Genomic DNA, 14,641 nt, shown 5'->3' on the forward strand with positions numbered 1-14,641 from the left:
CCCGCCTGGCCCGGCGACGGGACCTGCCGCCAGGCAGGCGATGCGTCGGCGCCGATCCTCCGGGATCGGCGCGCCCATCGCGCGCTCCCGCTTCCTGATCATCGCCGTGGCCGTCTTTGCCGGTCTCGGCCTCGCCTGGTGGGCGGCGACGGGGCTCGACCTGGTCAAGCCGATCTTCCTGCCGTCGCCCGCCAGCGTGGCGACGCAACTCGGCAAGCTCTGGGCCGACGGCACGCTGCTCACCGATATCGAGGCCTCGATCTACCGTATTTCGGTCGGCTTCCTCATCGCCTCGGTGCTCGCCATTCCGATCGGCGTGCTGATCGGCAGCTTCCGGACCTGGGAAGCGGCCATCGAGCCGCTGGTCGATTTCATCCGCTATATGCCGGTCGTTGCCTTCGTGCCGCTCTCCATCCTGTGGGCGGGCACGAGCGACGTCCAGAAATTCCTGATCATCTTCATCGGCACCTTCTTCCAGCAGGTGCTGATGATCATGGACAACGTCAAGCGCGTGCCGGCCGACTTCGTCGGTCTCGGCAGGACGCTCGGCCTGCCGGACCGCAAGATCCTGACGCGCATCGTGGTGCCCAGCGCCTTGCCGGGCATCTGGGATACGCTGCGCATCAGTCTGGGCTGGGCCTGGACCTGGCTGGTGCTGGCCGAGCTCGTCGCCGCGACGTCCGGCCTGGGCTATCGCATCACCGTCTCGCAGCGCTATTTCCAGACCAACACCATCATCGGCTACATCCTTCTGCTCGGCATCCTCGGCCTGATCACCGACCAGGTCATGAAGGCGCTGGGCAAGGTGCTGTTCCGCCAGGACAGCCGTTCATGACGAGGTCCGGCCGATGAATTCCCCCAAACTGCGGATCAAGGGCCTCCACAAGAGTTTCGGCACCGGAGCGCGGCGCACCGAAGTCCTGCGCGACATCAACCTCGACCTCGCCGACAACGAGTTCGTGTCGCTGGTCGGCACGTCGGGCTGCGGCAAGAGCACGCTGCTGTCGATCGTCGCCGGACTGCAGGATTTCGACTCGGGCGATCTCGACATCGACGGGGCGCCGATCCTGAAGCCGGGCCTCGACCGCGGCGTCGTCTTCCAGTCCTATACGCTGCTGCCCTGGCTGACGGCGCAGCAGAACATCGAGTTCGCCCTCAAGGCCGCCGGCCATGACCGCGCCACCTGCCGCAGGATCGCGCTTGAGCATCTCGATCTGGTCAAGCTCCCGCACTCGGCCAATCTCTATCCATCCGAACTTTCGGGCGGCATGAAGCAGCGCGTCGCCATTGCGCGCGCTCTTTCCTATCGTCCCAAGATGCTCTTGATGGATGAGCCCTTCGGTGCGCTCGATGCCCTGACCAGGCATCAGATGCAGGAACTGCTCACCCAGATCTGGGAGGAGCACAGGCTGACCGTGCTCTTCGTCACCCACGACGTCGAAGAAGCCGTCTATCTGTCGGACCGCATTGTCGTGATGGGCATCGGCCCCGGGCGCATCATGCGGACTTTTGACGTCGACATCGAGCGCCCGCGGCGCGAGGAGGTCATGGAGAGCGCCGCCTTCATGGACCTGCAGCGCAATGTCCACAAAGCCATTCGCGAGGCCTCCAAGCGCCCGGAAATGGCTTAGAGGGTGCTTTGATCGCTCGGCCCGCAGATTGGTGACGCGCAACGGACCTTTGCAAGGAGAGCCACCTGCCGCTCTGGTCCGTTGCGCGCCGCGCCCGGTCGGTTTGGCCGGCCGTGCGGTTTCAGAAAAGCTTGGCGGTCGCCATGCAAAACACCGTGATGACCAGCAACCCGCCGGCGATGCGTTCGCCTCTGGTCATTTTCGCCCGCAGTTGCGTTTGCGTCGCTTGATCGGCGCCAGCCAGTTGCCGGCTGGCGGAGGCGACGAGCGCGCCCTGCACGCCGGCGGCGATCAGCGCCGTCACAATGCCGAGCGCCAGCGCCTTCTCCATTGGGCCGAATGCGCCCTCATGGAAGAAATACCAGAGCAGTATGCCGGTCAGGAACACCACGCCGGAGGCGCCGAGCTGCGGCCGGATGAAGCGCTCCGCCTTGATCTCCGGATCGCGGGCGACCGCAATGGTCGTGCCGGCCCAGAACACTCCGGCCATGACGTGCAGGCCGATGACGACGATATAGATATATTGCATGACCGCATTCCTCTCTGCCGCCCGCCGCACGTCGCTGCCATGTCGCGACGCCCTCAATAAGACAAAGTTAGATATCTAATGATTAGATGTCAATTAATGGAGCCGAGCTTCACGTTCTCATTGCATGCTCTACTGTCACGTCATGACACCATTTGACCGCCCGCCCGTCGGCATGAACCTCGCCCGCACCTCGAAAGTGGTGGCGCAGGCCTTCGATGCCGCGCTGGTCGAGGCCGGCGGCACGCTGCCGGTCTGGCTGACCTTGTTGTCGGTCAAGTCGAAGGAACTGGCCAACCAGCGCGAGCTTGCCGGCATGATCGGCATCCAGGGCGCGACACTGACGCATCACCTCAACGCCATGGAGACGCAGGGCTTGCTGACGCGCCGCCGCGATCCGGAAAACCGCAGGGTCCATCAGGTGGCGCTGACTGTAGCCGGAGAAGCGCTGTTCGAGAAACTCCGTCTCGCGGCCGTCGCCTTCGACAAGCGGCTGCGGGCCGGCATTCCCGATGACAGGCTGGCCGAATTCGCCGAGGTGCTTGCGATGCTCAGGCGGAACGCCGAGGCGCCTCAGTCGTAGCCCGCTATCGCCCCAAAGGCGTAGTGACGCAGCCTGAGCGCCGTGATCAGGGCCGTCAGCTTCGTCTTGCCGTCGAAAGCGTCCTGGAACATCTCGTCATGCATGAGCAGGATCAGCTTGTTCGGCCTGGCGAAATGGCCGTAGCCGAACAGATGATCGATCTCGCTGACCAGATGGTCGACGCTCTGAACCGGCTTGCCGCTGTCCTCATGCACCCACTCGTGATCCCAGCCGTAAAGCCAGAAGCCTGAAGCCGCGACGAATTCGTAGTCCGGATCCTCGCGGCCGGCCTCGGCCAGCCCGAGCGAATTGTCGTCCTTCGAGTAATTGGGCAGCCGGAACACGTCGCGTCCGGGCAGCCGCGCATGCACGGCCGGCTTCAGCCCGAGCACAACATTGGCCTTCAGCATGTCGGCGACCACGCCTTCGGTGTCGCCGTAGAAATGCAGGTAGTGATTATAGGCATGGCTGTAGCTGTGGTTGCCGATCGTCACAAGCGGCATCGATTTCGCCCGCTGCAGCAGCGCCCGGTTGGTGGCGTTGGCTTCGGCATGCATGCCGACCATGAACAACGTCGCGGGCACCTGCTCGGCCTGCAGCACGTCGAGGATGTTGGCTGTACCGGTCAGCGGACCGTCATCGAAAGTGAGATAAATGGTGCGATCGGCGGCCGAGGCGGGCGATGCGACGAGCAGCAGGAACGGCAGGATATAACGAAGCGGCATTCGCAAAACCCGGTTGCGATCCCGATAGGCCGCCATAACGCCCGGTTGTGTCAAGCTTGTCGATGATTGCGCTAGCCCAGGCTGCCTTGCAGCACTTTCAGCTTCGCCTTTTTCGGGCTGCGTGCCGCCAGCCATTCGCGCGCCTTGTCCTGCGGCATCGGGAAGGCGATGGAATAGCCCTGCACCTGGTCGCAGCCGATCGCCATCAGCGAGTCGAGCTCGGCCTCGGTCTCGGCGCCCTCGGCGACGATCGAGATGCCCAGCCCCCTGGCAAGCTCCGTGATGGCGCGCACGATCTTGCTGTTGTCGCCGTTCTCGTTGATGTTCTGAACGAAGCGGCGGTCGATCTTCAGCCGGTCGATCTCGTTCGGGTTGACGTGGCTCAGCGAGGCATAGCCGGTGCCGAAATCGTCAAGTTCCAGATGCACGCCCGCGGCTCGGATGTGGCGGAGCTTGGCGGCGATGCCCGTCTTCTCGTCGTCGAGGATGACGGATTCGACGATTTCCAGCGACAGCTTCTGCGGCGCCAGCCCGGCGCGCTCCAGCGTGCCGAACAGGAACTCGTCGAAATCAGGCTCGCGAAGTTCGGTGCCGGAGACATTGACAGCGATGCGCCCGAAATCGATCCCGGCGCGGTCCCATTCGGCGGCCTCGTTGATCGCCTTGCTGATGACGATGCGGCCGACATCGGGCATGAAGCCGCATTTCTCGGCGACGGGAATGAACTCGCCGGGCGAGATCATGCCGCGCGTGGCGTGGTTCCAGCGCACCAATGCCTCGATGCCGCTGATCTTGCCGCTGGTCAGCGACACCTGTGGCTGGAAATAGACCTCGAAACTCTTGTCGGCGATCGCCGTGCGGATGTCCTGTTCGAGCTGCTTGCGGTAGTCGAGCTCGCGCCGCAGCTCTTCCGAGAAGAAGGAGAAATTGCCGCCGCCGAGCTTCTTGGCGGAATAGAGGGCGAGGTCGGCATGGACGAGCAGGTCCTGCGCATTGTCGGCGTCGACCGGATAGACCGCGATGCCGGCGCTGGCGCCAGGCATGATGGTCGTGCCCTGGAAGGTGATCGGCTCGTTGATTTCGGCAAGGATGCGCTTGGCCAGCGCATGGATGTCCTCGGTGGTGCCGGCCCCGTTGAGGATCATGACAAACTCGTCGCCGCCGAGCCGCGCGCAGAGGTCAGACGCGCGGCAGGAATCGCGCATGCGCTGCGCCGTCACCACCAGCACATAGTCGCCGGCGGCGTGTCCGAGCGTGTCGTTGATCTGCTTGAAGCGGTCGAGATCGAACTGGACCACCGCCAGGCGCTCGCGGCGCCGGTGCGCGCCCTTGATCAGCGTGTCGAAATGGTCGGTCAGGAAGGTGCGGTTGTGGAGACCGGTCAAGCCGTCATGCACGGCGATGAAGGCCATGGAGTTGCGCGCGTCCACCAGCTCGCGGGTCTTGCGCAGGATGGCGTTGGACATCGGCCGGAAGATGAACAGCGCCACCAGCACGATGACGCCGAGGGTGGCGAAGAACAGCGTGCGGTGCAGGTCGAGGATGTTGCTGGATTGCGCGTCGGCGAACGCGCTGATGCGCTGGCCGAGCGCGGCATAGCCCGACAGTGTCGCATTGGCGACGGAAGCGTCGAGGCCGGCGCGTTCGCCGCCGGCCTTGTAGCCGTTGCTCTGCATGCCGAGCTGCGACTCGAAGGACGAGACCAGCCTTTCGCCATTGGCGACGAGCCCGACCGAGAAGTAATCGAGGTGGAACGGCTTGTTGAACAGCACATATTCGATCGACTTCGGATCGTTGCGTGCCGGCGACAGCGGATCGGCGCCGGTCTCCTTGAGCAGCCGGTCGTAGCTGGTTTCGAATTCGCCCGTCGCCTGCTTGAGCGCGGTTACCAGCGCCGGCTGCTTGTCGCGCGAGGCAGCGCCCGTGGCGCTTGCCAGGAAGACGATGCGCTGCGACAGGGCCTTCTGCGTCGAGACGATGTCGAGCAGAGCATCATTGTGCTGCTGCTGCGCCATCAGCTGCTGCAGAAGAATGAAGGAGGCCACCACCATGGCGGCAATAATCGTGAGCGCCAGCCAGTAGCCGGTCTTAATGAGCAGTATCAGCTTGCGCGAAACGCTCTGCACTGGCTGCTGCGACATGACTTAAGTGACCCTCCGGTCGACGGATTCCCGCCTTGGATGCGTGACGGGAAGACGCTTGCCTTGAAAGGGTTAACAGCTCGGCAAAGGAGGCTGATGGCGATCGCGGCGGCGCGACAAAGCTCGCAAGATGGTTATCATGTCGTTTCCCGCGGACAGCTTTTTGATCGCATTGCTGGTGCGTCGCCAGAAGGATTGCCGTCCGGCTTTCGCGACGCCACCGAAGCGGTCGCTTTTGCGATGGATTTTTTGCAGCCGTGGCGCGACAGTCCGGCCTCGAACCGAACAGGGCTGGACCCATGAGCAAAGCATTCCTTTCCCATATCGACAGCGAGCTCCAGGGCCTGAAATCGGCCGGGCTCTACAAATCCGAGCGGGTGATTTCCTCCACGCAGTCCGCCGAGATCGAGGTCGGCGGCGAAAAGGTGCTGAACTTCTGTGCCAACAATTATCTCGGCCTCGCCGACAGCCTGGACCTGCGCGACGCGGCAAAGCAGGCGCTCGACCGCTACGGCTACGGCATGGCTTCGGTGCGTTTCATCTGCGGCACGCAGGAGGAGCACAAGGAACTCGAGACGACGATCTCGTCCTTCCTCGGCATGGAGGACACCATCCTCTACTCTTCCTGCTTCGACGCCAATGGCGGGCTGTTCGAGACGCTGCTTGGCGAGGAGGACGCCATCATCTCCGATGCCTTGAACCACGCCTCGATCATCGACGGGGTCAGGCTCTCCAAGGCCAAGCGCTTCCGCTACGCCAACAACGACATGGCCGATCTCGAGGCCCGGCTGAAGGAGGCGAAGGACTGCCGCTTCCGGCTGATCGCCACCGACGGCGTGTTTTCGATGGACGGCATCATCGCCAATCTGCGCGGCGTCTGCGATTTGGCCGAGAAATACGATGCGATGGTGATGGTCGACGACAGCCATGCGGTCGGCTTCGTGGGCAGGAACGGCCGCGGCTCGGCCGAGCATTGCGGCGTCGAGGGCAGGGTGGACATCATCACCGGCACGCTGGGCAAGGCGCTGGGCGGCGCCTCCGGTGGCTACGCGTCCGGCAAGAGGCAGGTGGTCGACTGGCTGCGCCAGCGCTCGCGGCCCTATCTCTTTTCCAACACGCTGATGCCGGCCATCGCTGGCGCTTCGATCAAAGTGTTCGACCTGATTCGCCATGGCGACGCGCTGCGTGAGCGCCTATATGCCAATGCGGACCGGTTCCGCTCCAGCATGGGTAAGCTGGGCTTCACCCTTGCCGGCGCCGATCACCCGATCATCCCGGTGATGCTGGGCGATGCGGCTTTGGCGCAGGAGATGGCCGCGCGCATGCTGAAGCGCGGCATCTATGTCATCGGCTTCTCCTTCCCGGTCGTGCCGAAGGGCCAGGCGCGCATCCGCACCCAGATGTCGGCGGCGCACTCCAGCGCCGACATCGACCGCGCGGTCGAGGCGTTTGGCGAGGTCGGCAAGGAACTGGGCGTCATTTCCTGAACGCCCGGCGCTAGAAAACGATTCCGGATCAATAGATTCGAAGGACAACAGAATGTCGAACATGATGAAAGCGCTGGTGAAGGCCAAGGCTGAGCCGGGCATCTGGATGGAAGAGGTGCCGGTGCCGGAGATCGGCCCTAACGACGTGCTGATCAAGGTCAAGAAAACCGCGATCTGCGGCACCGACGTCCACATCTACAATTGGGACCAGTGGGCGCAGAAGACTGTGCCGGTGCCGATGGTGACGGGCCATGAATTCGTCGGCACTGTCGCCGATTTCGGCGCCGCGGTCACCGAATACAAGGTCGGCCAGCGCGTCTCGGGCGAAGGCCATATCGTCTGCGGCCATTGCCGCAACTGCCGCGCCGGGCGAGGGCATCTATGCCGCAACACGCTCGGCGTTGGCGTCCACCGCCCCGGCGCTTTTGGCGAATATATGGTCATCCCGCAGCACAATGTCGTGCCGATCCCGGACGATGTTCCGGACGAGATCGCGGCGATCTTCGATCCGCTGGGCAATGCGGTTCACACTGCACTGTCCTTCGATCTGGTCGGCGAGGACGTGCTGGTCACCGGCGCCGGCCCGATCGGCATCATGGGCGCGCTGGTCGCGCAATGCGTCGGCGCGCGAAAAGTCGTCATCACCGACATCAACCCGGTCCGGCTGGATCTGGCGCGCAAGCTTGGCGTCCAGCATGTGGTCGACGCCTCGAAGGAAAAGCTGCGCGATGTCATGCCTTCGATCGGCATGAGCGAAGGGTTCGATGTCGGCCTGGAGATGTCGGGTGCCGCGCCTGCCTTCCGCGAAATGATCGACACGATGAACAATGGCGGCAAGATCGCCATCTTGGGCATCGCGCCCACCGGCTTCGAGATCGACTGGAACAAGGTCATCTTCAAGATGCTGCATCTCAAAGGTATCTACGGCCGCGAGATGTTCGAGACCTGGTACAAGATGATCGCGCTCGTGCAGGGGCCGCTGGATGTTTCGGGGCTGATCACGCACCGCATTGGGATCGACGATTTTCAGGTAGGGTTCGATGCGATGCGGAGCGGCAGCTCGGGCAAGGTGGTGATGGATTGGTGAGGGGCTTCTAAGGAAACGTCGAGTTCCTTCGCCCCCCTCTCTGTCCTGCCGGACATCTCCCCCTCAAGGTGGGAGATTGGCGGTTTCGGCGTCCCACTCATCCTGCAACGTTGGCGATTGGCGAAGCCGACGTGACATCTAATCTCCCCCCAAGAGGGGGAGATGTCCGGCAGGACAGAGAGGGGGGCCTCGCGCCAATCTATCAGCCCTTTTCCTCCAAGGCCCCCTCCAGCGCCGCGATCCCCGTCACGATCGCCGCCCGTTCCTCCGCGCTGAACCTCGCCAGCAACTCCCTCTCAAACGCCTTCGCCAGCGGCACCATTTCCCGATAGGCCGCAAGCCCCGCCTTGGTCAGCGCAAGATGCTCGACCCGCCGATCCTTCTCGTCCGGCGTGCGCGTCAGCCAGCGCCGGCGTTCCAGCTCGACCACGGCGCGCGATACCTTGGTCTTGTGCATGGCCGACTGCTCTCCGAGCTCCGTCGCCGTCATCATGCCGCGCTGGCCGAGGCCTGAGAGCGTGCGCCATTCCGGCCGCGTCAGGCCATGGCGCTCCTTGTAGATGCGGGAGAACTCGCGGCTGACGGTGTCCGCAAGCCGATAGAGACGGTACGGGAGAAAGCTTTCCAGTTCGAGGATTTCAGGCTCCATGAAGCGCTCCCCAGGATGCAGCGCGACGTTGATAGTTACATTTTCGATGGTTACAAATGAAACCAGTTTGGTCAACATCGCCGGCAAGCTACGCTTCGCGAGGTTTGGGAACCGGGATCAGGGAGGATCGGATGGGCTTTTCCTACATGCCGGGCTTCGGCAATGACTTCGAGACCGAGACGCTGCCCGGCTCGCTGCCGCAGGGGCGCAACTCGCCGCAGAGGCCGGCCTACGGCCTATATGCCGAGCAACTGTCCGGCTCGCCCTTTACCGCGCCGCGCGGCACCAATGAGCGTTCGTGGCTCTACCGCATCCGCCCGAGCGTGAAGCACACCGGCCGCTTCAAGGGCGCGCGCTACCCGCTGTGGAAGACAGGCCCCAACATCGGCGATCATGAGTTGGCGCTCGGCCAATACCGGTGGAATCCGACGCCCATGCCCTCCGAGCCGACGAACTTCATCTCCGGCATGCGCACCTTCACCACGGCCGGCGATGCTGTCGGGCAATCCGGCATGGCCGCGCATGTCTATGTCGCCAACCGCTCGATGGTCGACGACCATTTCTTCAATGCCGACGGCGAGTTGCTGGTCGTGCCGCAGGTCGGCGCGCTGCGCTTCCTCACCGAGATGGGCGTCATCGAGCTCCGGCCCGGCGAGATCGCCGTGCTGCCGCGCGGCCTGGTCTTCAAGGTCGAGCTCGCCGACAAGGAGGCGCGCGGCTATGTCTGTGAGAACTACGGCGCCAAGTTCACCATGCCGGACCGCGGCCCGATCGGCGCCAATTGCCTGGCCAATCCGCGCGACTTCAAGACGCCCTGCGCTTGGTTCGAGGAGAAGGAGACGCCGTGCCGGCTGATCGTCAAATGGTGCGGCTCATTCCACGTCACCGAACTCGGCCATTCGCCGCTCGACGTCGTCGCGTGGCACGGCAACTACGCGCCCTACAAATATGACCTGGCTACCTTTTCGCCGGTCGGAGCCATCCTGTTCGACCATCCCGATCCGTCTATTTTCACCGTGCTGACGGCGCCGAGCGGCGAGGAGGGCACGGCCAATGTCGACTTCGTCATCTTTCCGCCGCGCTGGCTGGTGGCGGAAAACACCTTCCGTCCACCATGGTACCACCGCAACATCATGAGCGAGTTCATGGGCCTGATCCACGGACAGTACGACGCCAAGGAGGAGGGCTTTGTGCCGGGCGGCATCAGCCTGCACAATCAGATGCTGGCGCATGGGCCGGATGCTTCCGGCTTCGAGAAAGCCACCCGCGCCGAGTTGAAGCCGGTCAAGCTCGACAACACCATGGCCTTCATGTTCGAGACCCGATTTCCCCAGATGCTGACTCGCTATGCCGCGGAACTCGGAACCTTGCAGGAGAACTACATCGACTGCTGGGCCGACCTGAAGAAGCGTTTCAACGGCACCCCGGAGGGCGATTGGTCTTGAGGCTCGCCCGATGAGCGACAGGCTGGTGCTTCTGGGTTCCAAGGGTGGCCCGGCGTTGCGTCCAGGCGGGCCATGGCCGAGCTCATCGCTCCTTCAGATCGGCGAGCGTGACATCGTCGTCGATTGCGGGCTCGGCGTCACGCGCGGTCTGGTCGATGCCGGCATCAGCCTTAAGGCGCTTGACCTGATCTTCATCACGCACCTCCATTCGGACCATATTTTGGAACTCGGGCCGCTGATCCATACCGCCTGGACCGCAGGCCTAGCGACGCCGGTGACTGTTTTCGGCCCGCCTGGCACACAGGACTACTGGCGGCATTTCTGCCGGGCGATGGAGTTCGACATCGAGACCCGCATCGTCGACGAGGGCCGGCCGGATATTCGCAAGCTGGTCTCCGTCAAGGAATTTGGCGAGGGCGCCATCCTGGAGGAGAAAGGACTGACAGTGACGGCGCTGCGCGTCGAGCATCCGCCGGTGACCGACTGTTTTGCGCTGCGTTTCGAGCATGGCGGTAGAAGCGTAGTTTTTTCCGCCGACACGGCCTTCTTTCCGCCGCTGGCCGGCTTTGCCAAAGAGGCCGACATTCTCGTCCATGAGGCCTTGCTGGAAGAAGGTGTGGAAAGGCTGGTCGCCCGGACCGGCAACGGCGCGCGGCTGCGCGAGCACCTCTTCGCCAGCCACAGCCTCGCCGAGGATGCCGGCCGCATCGCCAGCGATGCCGGTGTGCGGCGGCTGGTGCTCAACCATCTCATTCCGGCCGACGATCCAGCCATCGGCGAAGCCGATTGGGTCGCCGCTGTCAGGAAAACTTGGCCGGGTGACTTGACGATCGCCCGCGACGGCCTTGTTGTACAACTAAGCGGCGCCAAAGCCGCGCGAGGAGAGGAAACCGCATGAAGCTTGCCACACTGAAGAACGGGACGCGCGACGGGAAGCTTGTCGTGGTCTCGCGCGATCTGACGCGGTTCACCGATGCCTCCTTCCTGGTGCCGACGCTGCAGGCCGCGATCGACGACTGGCGCCGCATTGCCCCGCATCTCGCGACGTTGGCGGAATCGCTCGAGACCAACGCCGTCCCGTCGGAGCGTTTCCACGAACACAACGCGCATTCGCCGTTGCCGCGGGCGTATCAATGGGCGGACGGCTCGGCCTATGTGAATCATGTCGAGCTGGTGCGGAAGGCGCGCGGCGCCGAGATGCCGGCAAGCTTCTGGACCGATCCGCTGATCTACCAGGGCGGCTCGGATAGTTTTGTTCCCCCGCGCGATCCGATCCGCATGGCCGACGAAGCCTTCGGCATCGACATGGAGGCCGAGGTTGCGGTCGTCGTCGACGACGTGCCGATGGGCGCGAGCCTGGAAGAGGCGAGGGAGGCGATCCGCCTCGTCATGCTGGTCAACGACGTGACGCTGCGCGCCATCACCGGGCCGGAACTGGCCAAAGGCTTCGGCTTCTTCCAGTCGAAACCGTCATCGGCCTTCTCACCGGTCGCTGTCACACCCGACGAACTGGGCGATGCCTGGGATGGCGGCAAGGTCAGCCTGCCGCTGCTCGCGGATCTCAACGGCAAGCCCTTCGGCCGCGCCAATGCCGGCGTCGACATGACCTTCGACTTTCCGGCATTGATCGCGCATGCCGCGAAAACCCGGCCGCTTGCCGCCGGCACCATCATCGGCTCCGGCACCGTTTCCAACAAGCTGAATGGCGGGCCGGGCAAACCGGTCTCGGCCGGCGGCGCCGGCTATTCCTGCATCGCCGAACTGCGCATGATCGAGACCATCGAGAGCGGCGAGCCAAAGACGCCGTTCCTGCGTTTCGGCGACACGGTGCGCATCGAGATGAAGGACAAGGCCGGCCACTCGATCTTCGGCGCCATCGAGCAGAAGGTCGAGAAATACGAGGGGTGAAGGTGACCCTGCTCGAGCATCTGCGCCGCATGGCTCGCAACAATCTGTGGTCGAATGACCGGCTCTACCGCGCCGTGCTCGCGCTCCAGCCCGGCGAGTTCGAGGCCGAACGCGTCAGCTTCTTTCCGTCGATCAAGGAGACCCTCAACCACATCCTTGCGGTCGACCTTCTCTATTTCGACTTCCTGACCGATGGTGGTCTCGGCGCGGCGGCCTACGACAACTTCGTTCCGTTCGACGGCGCGGCGGGCCTGGCCGAGGCGCAGGCCGTCTTCGACCACAGGCTGATCGCTTTCTGCGACGGCCTGTCGGAAGTCGATCTCGACCGCCGCGTCATCACCGACCGACGCGAGGATGGCAAGATCCCCGAACGCATCGGCGACGTTCTTGCGCATGTCTTCCTGCACGACATCCACCACCGCGGCCAGGTGCACGCGATGCTCTCCGGCACGTCGTTAGCGCCGCCGCAATTGGATGAGTTTCTGCTCGACTACGACATCAAGCTGAGGAGGGACGAAGTCGAGCGGTTGGGGCTGGAAAGTTAAGCTAGCGCAACGTTGTACCGAGCGAAATGCGAGTCGGATGTCAGGATCGTCAGGTTCTCTATCTGCGCCTGTGCAATCAGCAACCTATCGAACGGATCGCCATGGTGAGAAGGTAGATCGCCGACTGCGTGCGCATGCGGCAAGGTAACGGCGAGGGGCTGAAACCGCATCCTCGGAAGCAATGCTGGCAGGTCATCTGCCGCCTGAAGTTTTCCAATTGATCGTTTGATGGCGATTTCCCAAACGCTTGCCGCGCTCGCGAACACCACCGCTTCGGAGTTCAGGATGGCACGGTGCTGTTCGCTGAGACGTCGATCGTCCGAAATCGACCAGAGGATAATATGCGTGTCGGCGAGAAACGGACCTGTCGTCATTTGACGTACTCGTCCCATTCGGGACCGAGTTCGTCAAAGTCGTCCGCAATCCAGATCTTGCCCTTCAGGGCGCCGATACGCGGAAGCGGTTCGACCACCTCCGGAGGTACAATACGCGCGGCAACCCTGCCATGGCGCGTAAGCACGATCTCTTCGCCGGCTTCCGCGCGGCTTACGAGTTCCGACAATTTGGCCTTGGCTTCGGCGATGGAGACATTCATGGATGCGACCCTTTATGACCATAATTTAGGTCATATTTGATCGCATCGCAAGACATCCGAATCGGATCGCCTACGCCGCCTTGCCGTCCAGCTTGATCACGCCGCGCTTGATCTGGTCCTGCTCGATCGATTCGAACAGGGCGCGGAAATTGCCTTCGCCAAAGCCTTCGTCGCCCTTCCTCTGGATGAACTCGAAGAAGATCGGGCCGATCACGGTCTTGGAGAAGATCTGCAGCAGGATCTTGGTCATGCCGCCGTCGACCACGCCTTCGCCGTCGATCAGGATGCCGTGCTTCTTCATGCGCTCGATCGGCTCGTCATGGCCGTGCACGCGCTCATGCGACATCTCGTAATAGGTGTCGGGCGGGCCTGGCATGAACTTCAGCCCATTGGCGGCAAGCTTGTCGGTTGCCTCGTAGATGGCGTCGGTGCCGACGGCGATATGCTGGATGCCTTCGCCATTGTACTTCTTCAGATATTCGGCGATCTGGCTGGTCTCGTCCTTGGATTCGTTCAGCGGAATGCGGATCTTGCCGCAGGGCGAGGTGATGGCGCGGCTGACCAGGCCGGTGATCTTGCCGTCGATGTCGAAGAAATGGATCTGCTTGAAGCCGAACAGGTCGCGATAGAAATCCCACCATTTGTCCATGTTGCCGCGATAGACGTTGTGGGTGAGGTGGTCGAGATAATAGAAGCCGACGCCTTCCGGCTTCGGGTCGCGCTCGCCCAGCCACTCGAACTCCGCGTCATAGGCCGAGCCCTTCTCGCCATAGGCTTCGATGAAGTAGAGCAGCGAGCCGCCGATGCCGACAATGGCCGGCACGTCGAGCGCCTTGTCGGTGCCTTCGTAAGGCGTGGCGCCCTTCGCCACGGCGTGCTCGAAGGCGTGTTTGGCATCGACCACGCGCCAGGCCATCGAGGCGGCGCAAGGGCCATGCTTTTCGACGAACTTCGTCGCATGCGAGCCCGGCTCGGCATTGACGACATAGTTGATGTCGCCCTGACGCCAGACGGTGATGTCCTTGGTCCGGTGCTTGGCCACCGCGGTATAGCCCATGCGGGTGAACAGCTCGGCAAGATTGGCGGGCTCGGGATGCGCGAATTCGACGAATTCGAAACCGTCGGTGCCGGCGGGATTTTGCTTGCTGATTTTCGCGGGCGGTGCGTCGTGCGGGAAGGGGCCCATGGCAGTCCTCCGAAAGCTGTTTTGGCCGGGCTTGGCCATCTTTCATCAGGATAGCGCGGAGTCGCCGCACGGTGCTTGCATTCAGTCGCCCATAATGCGCATCATGTGCCCAAATTGTGCATGATTGGAGGAA

The 14,641-nt window shown here is 63.2% G+C and carries 17 protein-coding genes; 10 read left to right on the forward strand and 7 right to left on the reverse strand.

Annotated elements, in window-relative coordinates:
* Positions 1–40 precede the first annotated feature (40 nt).
* Positions 41–835 (forward strand): ABC transporter permease, encoded by a 795-nt coding sequence (locus EJ068_RS29835; protein WP_189342177.1) that lies wholly within the window; start codon positions 41–43, stop codon positions 833–835.
* A 13-nt stretch (positions 836–848) separates the two neighbouring features.
* Positions 849–1,631, forward strand: a complete 783-nt coding sequence (locus EJ068_RS29840) for an ABC transporter ATP-binding protein (RefSeq protein WP_127386244.1) — start codon at positions 849–851, stop codon at positions 1,629–1,631.
* A gap of 121 nt (positions 1,632–1,752) precedes the next feature.
* Here the strand turns inward: EJ068_RS29840 and EJ068_RS29845 are convergent, their stop codons facing one another.
* Entirely contained in the window at positions 1,753–2,160 is a 408-nt protein-coding gene (locus tag EJ068_RS29845; RefSeq protein ID WP_127253796.1) for a hypothetical protein, read from the reverse strand.
* A 142-nt stretch (positions 2,161–2,302) separates the two neighbouring features.
* On the opposite strand from EJ068_RS29845, the gene EJ068_RS29850 reads away from it, so the two are divergent.
* Entirely contained in the window at positions 2,303–2,740 is a 438-nt protein-coding gene (locus tag EJ068_RS29850) for a MarR family winged helix-turn-helix transcriptional regulator (RefSeq protein WP_127253795.1), read from the forward strand.
* On the opposite strand, the gene EJ068_RS29855 is transcribed toward EJ068_RS29850, so the two are convergent.
* A complete protein-coding gene (locus tag EJ068_RS29855) occupies positions 2,731–3,465 on the reverse strand; it encodes a polysaccharide deacetylase family protein (RefSeq protein WP_127253794.1) in 735 nt (244 codons plus the stop codon). The two genes, EJ068_RS29850 and EJ068_RS29855, sit on opposite strands and share 10 nt — an antisense overlap.
* 71 nt (positions 3,466–3,536) lie before the next feature.
* Positions 3,537–5,606, reverse strand: a complete 2,070-nt coding sequence (locus tag EJ068_RS29860; RefSeq protein WP_127386443.1) for an EAL domain-containing protein — start codon at positions 5,604–5,606, stop codon at positions 3,537–3,539.
* 96 nt (positions 5,607–5,702) lie between these two features.
* Between EJ068_RS29860 and EJ068_RS29865 the strand changes: the two genes are divergently transcribed.
* The 3 genes from EJ068_RS29865 to tdh are packed head-to-tail and all read left to right on the forward strand — an operon-like array spanning position 5,703 to position 8,180.
* Positions 5,703–5,909, forward strand: a complete 207-nt coding sequence (locus tag EJ068_RS29865) for a hypothetical protein (protein WP_127253884.1) — start codon at positions 5,703–5,705, stop codon at positions 5,907–5,909.
* The gene (locus EJ068_RS29870) at positions 5,906–7,093 is read left to right on the forward strand and encodes a glycine C-acetyltransferase (protein WP_127386444.1); all 1,188 of its coding nucleotides are present in this window, start codon (positions 5,906–5,908) and stop codon (positions 7,091–7,093) included. Before EJ068_RS29865 ends, EJ068_RS29870 begins: the two co-directional genes overlap by 4 nt.
* A gap of 52 nt (positions 7,094–7,145) precedes the next feature.
* On the forward strand, positions 7,146–8,180 hold the full coding sequence (gene tdh / locus EJ068_RS29875; protein WP_127386445.1) for an L-threonine 3-dehydrogenase: 1,035 nt from the start codon (positions 7,146–7,148) through the stop codon (positions 8,178–8,180).
* A 202-nt stretch (positions 8,181–8,382) separates the two neighbouring features.
* Here tdh and EJ068_RS29880 read toward each other — a convergent pair whose 3' ends face one another.
* Positions 8,383–8,829 carry a MarR family transcriptional regulator gene (locus EJ068_RS29880; protein WP_127249990.1) on the reverse strand — a complete coding sequence of 149 codons (447 nt, stop codon included), beginning with the start codon at positions 8,827–8,829 and terminating at the stop codon, positions 8,383–8,385.
* A 131-nt stretch (positions 8,830–8,960) separates the two neighbouring features.
* Between EJ068_RS29880 and hmgA the strand changes: the two genes are divergently transcribed.
* The 4 genes from hmgA to EJ068_RS29900 are packed head-to-tail and all read left to right on the forward strand — an operon-like array spanning position 8,961 to position 12,727.
* Positions 8,961–10,274, forward strand: a complete 1,314-nt coding sequence (gene hmgA / locus EJ068_RS29885; protein ID WP_127249989.1) for a homogentisate 1,2-dioxygenase — start codon at positions 8,961–8,963, stop codon at positions 10,272–10,274.
* A gap of 10 nt (positions 10,275–10,284) precedes the next feature.
* Complete coding sequence (locus tag EJ068_RS29890) at positions 10,285–11,172, forward strand: MBL fold metallo-hydrolase (protein ID WP_127249988.1); 888 nt, start codon at positions 10,285–10,287, stop codon at positions 11,170–11,172.
* On the forward strand, positions 11,169–12,182 hold the full coding sequence (locus EJ068_RS29895; RefSeq protein WP_127249987.1) for a fumarylacetoacetate hydrolase family protein: 1,014 nt from the start codon (positions 11,169–11,171) through the stop codon (positions 12,180–12,182). The genes EJ068_RS29890 and EJ068_RS29895 overlap by 4 nt, the downstream gene beginning before the upstream one ends.
* A gap of 2 nt (positions 12,183–12,184) precedes the next feature.
* Positions 12,185–12,727, forward strand: coding sequence for a DinB family protein (locus EJ068_RS29900; RefSeq protein ID WP_127249986.1), 543 nt, complete (start codon positions 12,185–12,187; stop codon positions 12,725–12,727).
* Here the strand turns inward: EJ068_RS29900 and EJ068_RS29905 are convergent.
* The 3 genes from EJ068_RS29905 to hppD form a co-directional block, all read right to left on the reverse strand.
* Positions 12,724–13,101, reverse strand: coding sequence for a type II toxin-antitoxin system VapC family toxin (locus tag EJ068_RS29905; protein ID WP_127249985.1), 378 nt, complete (start codon positions 13,099–13,101; stop codon positions 12,724–12,726). The genes EJ068_RS29900 and EJ068_RS29905 overlap by 4 nt on opposite strands.
* Positions 13,098–13,322 (reverse strand): type II toxin-antitoxin system prevent-host-death family antitoxin, encoded by a 225-nt coding sequence (locus EJ068_RS29910; protein ID WP_126061250.1) that lies wholly within the window; start codon positions 13,320–13,322, stop codon positions 13,098–13,100. The genes EJ068_RS29905 and EJ068_RS29910 overlap by 4 nt, the downstream gene beginning before the upstream one ends.
* Positions 13,323–13,392: 70 nt before the next feature.
* Complete coding sequence (hppD, locus tag EJ068_RS29915) at positions 13,393–14,508, reverse strand: 4-hydroxyphenylpyruvate dioxygenase (RefSeq protein WP_127249984.1); 1,116 nt, start codon at positions 14,506–14,508, stop codon at positions 13,393–13,395.
* Between the last annotated feature and the right edge of the window lie 133 nt (positions 14,509–14,641).

The sequence above is a fragment of the Mesorhizobium sp. M2A.F.Ca.ET.043.02.1.1 genome, from assembly GCF_003952405.1.
Lineage (GTDB): Bacteria > Pseudomonadota > Alphaproteobacteria > Rhizobiales > Rhizobiaceae > Mesorhizobium.